At 76.8% G+C, this 6,092-nt stretch carries 6 protein-coding genes; 3 read left to right on the top strand and 3 right to left on the bottom strand.

Features of this window, described 5'->3' with window-relative positions; translation table 11 throughout:
• Nucleotides 1–190 precede the first annotated feature (190 nt).
• Together G3I42_RS10875 and G3I42_RS10870 are read left to right on the top strand one after the other, a co-directional pair.
• On the top strand, nt 191–823 hold the full coding sequence (locus G3I42_RS10875) for a precorrin-8X methylmutase (protein ID WP_164284830.1): 633 nt from the start codon (nt 191–193) through the stop codon (nt 821–823).
• Nucleotides 820–2,313 (top strand): precorrin-2 C(20)-methyltransferase, encoded by a 1,494-nt coding sequence (locus G3I42_RS10870; RefSeq protein ID WP_164284827.1) that lies wholly within the window; start codon nt 820–822, stop codon nt 2,311–2,313. The genes G3I42_RS10875 and G3I42_RS10870 overlap by 4 nt, the downstream gene beginning before the upstream one ends.
• A 66-nt stretch (nt 2,314–2,379) precedes the next feature.
• Here the strand turns inward: G3I42_RS10870 and G3I42_RS10865 are convergent, their stop codons facing one another.
• Genes G3I42_RS10865 through cbiE form a run of 3 tightly spaced genes read right to left on the bottom strand, consistent with a single transcriptional unit; the run spans nt 2,380 to nt 5,215 of the window.
• On the bottom strand, nt 2,380–3,126 hold the full coding sequence (locus tag G3I42_RS10865; RefSeq protein WP_164284833.1) for a cobalt-precorrin-6A reductase: 747 nt from the start codon (nt 3,124–3,126) through the stop codon (nt 2,380–2,382).
• Entirely contained in the window at nt 3,123–3,872 is a 750-nt protein-coding gene (gene cobM / locus G3I42_RS10860) for a precorrin-4 C(11)-methyltransferase (protein WP_164284824.1), read from the bottom strand. The genes G3I42_RS10865 and cobM overlap by 4 nt, the downstream gene beginning before the upstream one ends.
• Nucleotides 3,869–5,215: a precorrin-6y C5,15-methyltransferase (decarboxylating) subunit CbiE gene (gene cbiE, locus G3I42_RS10855; protein ID WP_164284821.1), complete on the bottom strand. Its 1,347-nt coding sequence runs from the start codon at nt 5,213–5,215 to the stop codon at nt 3,869–3,871. The genes cobM and cbiE overlap by 4 nt, the downstream gene beginning before the upstream one ends.
• A gap of 167 nt (nt 5,216–5,382) precedes the next feature.
• On the opposite strand from cbiE, the gene tsaD reads away from it, so the two are divergent.
• Nucleotides 5,383–6,092 (top strand): tRNA (adenosine(37)-N6)-threonylcarbamoyltransferase complex transferase subunit TsaD (gene tsaD / locus G3I42_RS10850; RefSeq protein ID WP_164284818.1); only part of this gene is annotated, 710 nt, incomplete at its 3' end.

The raw sequence follows: 6,092 nt of genomic DNA, 5'->3' as shown, positions 1-6,092 counted from the left end.
TGCGGCCGGCCCACCGCGCCGCACGCCGACGTCGTCGCCGGACCGGACGGCGGCTACCTCCTCTCCGTACCAGGTCGCCCGCCGCGCCCGGTGGACCCGGCGGACCCCGCGCGCCTCGCGGCGGCCCTCGCCGCGCCGACCCCCTGACCCACCCCGTCCCCGCACCACCACACCGAGAGCAGCGAGACCCGTGAGCACCCGCTACACCTATGAGAAGGACGGCCCGGCGATCTACCGGGAGTCCTTCGCCACCATCCGCGCCGAGGCCGAACTCGGCGGGCTGCCACCGGAGATCGCGCAGGTCGCGGTCCGGATGATCCACGCCTGCGGGATGGTCGACCTCGTACGGGACCTCGCCTTCTCGCCGGACGTGGTGACGCGGGCACGGGCGGCGCTGCGCGCGGGCGCGCCGATCCTCACCGACGTGAAGATGGTCGCGAGCGGTGTCACGCGCAAGCGGCTGCCCGCGGACAACGACGTGGTGTGCACGCTCGCCGACCCCGCCGTGCCCGCCCTCGCCGAGGAGCTGGGCACGACACGCAGCGCCGCCGCGCTCGACCTGTGGGGCGACCGGCTCGACGGCGCCGTCGTCGCGGTCGGGAACGCGCCGACCGCGCTCTTCCGGCTCCTGGAGCTGATCGACGCGGGCGCGCCCAGGCCCGCGGCCGTGATCGGGGTGCCCGTCGGTTTCGTCGGTGCCGCGGAGTCGAAGGACGCGCTCGCCGCGCACGGCGGCCTGGACCACCTCGTGGTGCGGGGCCGGCGCGGGGGCAGCGCCCTGGCCGCCGCCGCGCTCAACGCGATCGCGAGCGAGGAAGAATGAGCGGCAAGCTGTACGGGGTCGGGCTCGGTCCGGGGGACCCGTCGCTCCTGACGGTGCGGGCCGTGGAGGTCATCGGCGAGGCGGACGTGGTCGCGTACCACAGCGCGCGGCACGGCCGGTCGATCGCGCGCGGGATCGCGGAGCGGTACCTGCGCGCGGACCACGTCGAGGAGTTGCTCGTCTACCCGGTGACGACGGAGACGACGGACCATCCCGGGGGTTACCGGGCGGCGCTGGAGGAGTTCTACGAGGAGGCGGCGGGGCGGCTCGCCGCGCACCTGGACGCGGGGCGCACGGTCGCGGTGCTCGCGGAGGGCGACCCGTTCTTCTACGGCTCGTACCAGCACATGCACAAGCGGCTCGCGGACCGCTACGAGACCGAAGTGGTGCCCGGCGTGACGTCGTTCGCCGCCGCCTCGGCGCGGCTCGGACGGCCGCTCGTCGAGGGCGAGGAGGTGCTGACCGTGCTGCCGGGCACGCTCCCGGAGGAGGAGCTGGCCGCGCGGCTCGCCGCGACGGACTCGACGGTCGTGATGAAGCTGGGCCGCACCTTCCCCAAGGTCCGCCGGGCGCTGGAGAGTTCGGGGCGGCTCGACGAGGCGCGGTACGTGGAGCGGGCGACGATGGACGGGGAGCGGACGGCGGCGCTCGCGGAGGTGGACGCCGCCGAGGTGCCGTACTTCTCGGTCGCCGTGCTGCCGAGCCGCGTGGCCGCCGGGCGTGCGGAGCCGCCGGCGGGGCGCGGTGAGGTGGTCGTCGTCGGGACGGGTCCGGCCGGTCCGCTGTGGCTGACCCCGGAGTCGCGGGGCGCGCTCGCGGCGGCGGACGACCTCGTGGGGTACGCCACGTACATCGGGCGCGTGCCGGAGCGCCCCGGGCAGGCGCGGCACGCGTCCGACAACCGGGTCGAGTCCGAACGGGCCGAGTTCGCCTTGCAGTTGGCGGCGCGCGGACGGCGGGTCGCGGTCGTGTCGGGGGGTGATCCCGGGGTGTTCGCGATGGCCACGGCGGTGCTCGAAGTGGCCTCGCGCAAGGAGTACGCGGACGTGCCGGTGCGGGTGCTGCCCGGGGTGACGGCGGCGAACGCGGCGGCGGCGCGGGCGGGTGCGCCGCTGGGGCACGACTACGCGGTGTTCTCGCTCTCGGACCGGCTCAAGCCGTGGGAGGTGGTGGCGGAGCGGCTGCGCGCCGCCGCGGGCGCCGACCTCGTCCTCGCGCTGTACAACCCCGGTTCGGGGAGCCGTACGTGGCAGGTCGGCGCGGCGCGGGACGTGCTCCTGGAGCACCGCGCGCCAGGTACGCCCGTCGTGGTGGCGCGTGATGTGGGGGGCGCGGGCGAGCGGGTGCGGATCGTGCGGCTCGCCGAATTGGACCCGGCCGAGGTGGACATGCGCACGATCCTGCTCGTGGGGTCCTCGCAGACGCGGATGGTGCGGCGCGGGGACGGCGAGGAGATCGTGTGGACGCCGAGGCGGTACCCGGCGGGCTGAGACCGCGGGCCGGGGACGCCGGGCGGTGGCGTGCCCGCGCGTCCGGCGACCGGCGTCCCCGGCCGTCTACGGGGCGAGCGACGCCATCCACGCGAGGGCCCCCGCCACGTCCGCCGCCCGCGGCAGCCCTTGCGGTACGGGCGGCCTGCGCACGACGACGACGGGGATGCCCGCCTCGCGCGCCGCCGTGAGCTTCGGCGCCGTGGCCGCTCCGCCGCTGTCCTTCGTGACGAGGACGTCGACGCGGTGGCGGGCCAGCAGGGCCCGTTCGCCTTCGAGCGTGAACGGGCCCCGGTCGAGGAGGACTTCGGTGCGGGCGGGGAGCGGCGGCCCGGGCGGGTCGACCGCGCGCACGAGGAACCACAGGCCGGGGTCGCCGGTGAAGACGGAGAGCCCGGTGCGGCCTGTCGTGAGGAAGACGCGGGTGCCGAGCGCGGGCAGGAGGGAGGCCGCTTCGCCGAGCGAGGCGGCGTCGTGCCAGTCGTCGCCCGGGGTGCGGGTCCAGCCGGGGCGGCGCAGGGCGAGGAGCGGGACGCCTGCCGCGGCGGCGGCCTCGGCGGCGTGGAAGCTCATCGTGGCGGCGAAGGGGTGGGTCGCGTCGACGAGCGCGGTGACGGCGTGCGCGCGCAGCCAGGCGGCGAGTCCGTCCGTACCGCCGAAACCGCCCACGCGCACGGCGCCGGGCAGGGCGCGCGGGGCGGCGACGCGGCCGGCGAGCGAGGTCGTGACGCGCCAGGGCGTGCCGGTGAGCGCTTCGGCGAGGCGGCGGGCTTCCGTCGTCCCGCCGAGGATCAGGACGTGGCGCTCGGTCAGCACGTGTGGCGCTCGCGCGCGGCCGAGTAGAGGTGGCTGTCCCGGAATTGGGAGGCGCCCAGGGTGCGGCCGACCAGGATGACGGCGGTGCGGGTGATGCCTGCGGCCTTGGTCTCGGCGGCGATCGTGCCGAGCGTGCCGCGCAGGACGAGTTCCTCGGGCCGGGAGGCGTGGGCGACGACGGCGGCGGGGCAGTCGGCGCCGTAGTGCGGGAGGAGTTCGGCGGTGACGCGGTCGACGTAGCGCGCGGCGAGGTGCAGGACGAGGAGGGCGCCGCTGCGGCCGAGGGTCGCGAGGTCCTCGCCCTCGGGCATCGGGGTCGCCTCCTGCGCGACGCGCGTGAGGACGACGGTCTGGCCGACCGTGGGCACGGTCAGTTCCCGCTTGAGCGCGGCAGCGGCGGCGGCGAAGGCGGGGACGCCGGGGACGACCTCGTACGGGATGCCGAGCGCGTCGAGGCGGCGCATCTGCTCGGCGACCGCGCTGAAGACGGCCGGGTCGCCCGAGTGCAGGCGGGCCACGTCCTGGCCGGCCTCGTGCGCGCGGGCGAACTCGGCGGTGATGGCGTCGAGATCCAGGTGCGCGGTGTCGATCAGGCGCGCGTCGGGCGGGCACTCGGCGAGGAGTTCGGCGGGGACGAGGCTGCCCGCGTACAGGCACACGGGGCAGCGGGCGAGGGTACGCGCGCCGCGCACGGTGATGAGGTCGGCGGCGCCGGGACCCGCGCCGATGAAGTACACGGTCATGGGGTGTCGGCTCCAGTCGTCGCGGAGGTCTTGGCGGGCTTCTCGGCGGGTCCGGTGTGCTCGGCGGACCCCGTCCGGTCGGCGGGTCCCGCCTGTTCGGCGGGCTCGGTCTTCTCGACGAGCCACTGCGTCAGCGGCATGGCCTGGCGCCAGCCCGTGAAGCCGCCGACGGGGACGGCGTGCGCGACCGAGAGCCGCAGCAGCTCGCCCCCGTACCGCTTTCGCGCCGCGCTCAGCACGGCCTCGGACTCCAGCGTCACGGTGTTGGCCACGAGTCGGCCGCCCACGGGCAGCGCCGCCCAGCAGGCGTCGAGCAGGCCGGGTGTGGTGAGTCCGCCACCGATGAACACGGCGTCGGGCGTGGGGAGTCCGGCGAGCGCGGCGGGCGCGGCGCCGGTGACGACGCTCAGCGCCGGGACGCCGAGGCGGTCCGCGTTCCCGGTGATGCGCGCGGCGCGCTCCGGGTCGCGCTCGATGCTGACCGCGCGGCAGGACGGGTGGGTGCGCAGCCACTCGATGGCGATCGATCCGGAGCCGCCGCCGACGTCCCACAAGATTTCGCCGGGCGCGGGCGCGAGCGCGGCGAGGGTGACGGCGCGCGGGTAGCGCTTGGTGAGCTGCCCGTCGTGCGCGTACGCCTCGTCGGGCAGTCCGGGGACGGCGCCGAGGCGCGGGGTCCCCGGGGCGCGGTGGCACTCGACGGCGACGATGTGCAGCGGGTCGGCGGGCGGCGCGCTCCACTCCTCGGCGGTGGCCTCGGGGCTCGTACGTTCCCGGGGGCCGCCGAGTTGTTCCAGCACCCGCATGCGGCTGGGCCCGAAGCCGCGCGCGCGGAGCAGCGCGGCGATCTCCGCCGGTGTGCCGGGTCCCGCGCCGAGGACGAGGAGGCGGCGGCGCGGGTGCAGCGCGGCGGCGACGCGGGCGAGGGGGCGTCCCACGACGGAGACGACGTCGACGTCCTCGCGGGCCCAGCCGAGGCGGGCGCACGCGTACGTGACGGACGAGGGGTGCGGCAGGACGCGGACGGCCCCGGGGCCGAGGAGTTCGGTGAGGGTCCGGCCGATCCCGTAGAACATCGGGTCGCCGCTCGCGAGGACGACACGCGTGCGCCCGCCGTGCGCGGCGAGCAGACCGGGCAGCGCGGGGCGCAGCGGGGAGGGCCAGGGGACGCGGGCAGCGGCGCACTCGGGGGGCAGGAGGCCGAGTTGACGGGGCCCGCCGAAGACGACGTCGGCCGCGCGCAGGAGGGCGCGGGACGCCTCGGGGACGCCGGGCCAGCCTTCGGCACCGATGCCGACGACGGTGACGGCGTCCTGCGGGGTGGCGGCGGGCGCTGCGGTCACGTGCGGGGTCCTCGGGCTCGGGTCGGGGCGGTGCCCGTCCAGCGTACGGGGGTGTGACCTGGGGGTGCGTGCCGGGTCGGCGGCTTGTTGCACACTATGCGCAACAACAAATCAGACGCACTACCGGGCGGGAGGCCGCCTGGGCGACGACGGGAAAGAGGTGCGGGGTGGCCGCTCCGCTCGTACTGGGCATCGAGTCCTCCTGCGACGAGACCGGCGCGGGCCTGGTCAGGGACGGGAAGCTGCTCGGGCACGCGGTGGCGTCGAGCATGGACGCGCACGCGCGCTACGGGGGCGTGGTGCCCGAGATCGCCGCGCGGGCGCACGTGCACGCGGTGCGCCCGGTGATCCGGCGCGCGCTCGCCGAGGCGGGGGTACGCGCGCGGGACATCGACGCGGTCGCGGTCACGACGGGTCCGGGCCTGTCAGGGGCGCTCCAGGTGGGCCTCGCGGCGGCGAAGGGGCTCGCGTACGGGCTGGGCGTGCCGCTGCACGGGGTGCATCACCTCGCGGGGCACGTCGCCGCGGACACGCTGGAGCACGGGCCGCTCCCCTCGCCCTGCGTCGTCCTGATCGTCTCGGGCGGTCACACCTCGCTGCTGCTCGTGCGTGACCTGGCGCGGGAGCCGATCGCGCACCTCGGGGACACGCTGGACGACGCGGCGGGCGAGTGCTTCGACAAGGTGGCGCGCGTCTTCGGCCTGCCGTACCCGGGCGGGCCGGCCGTCGACCGCGCCGCCCGGGACGGCGACGCGGGCGCGGTGGCGTTCCCGCGCCCGCTGCCCGGCGGGTACGACTTCTCGTTCTCGGGGCTCAAGACGGCGGCGGCACGCTGGGCGGAGCGGCACGCGGGCGGGGTGCTGCCGGTCGCCGACGG

This window comes from Streptomyces sp. SID11385 (assembly GCF_010548245.1).
GTDB lineage: Bacteria > Actinomycetota > Actinomycetes > Streptomycetales > Streptomycetaceae > Streptomyces.
Note: the sequence above shows the minus strand (reverse complement) of the source record. Positions and strands in the feature narration are given on the sequence as shown.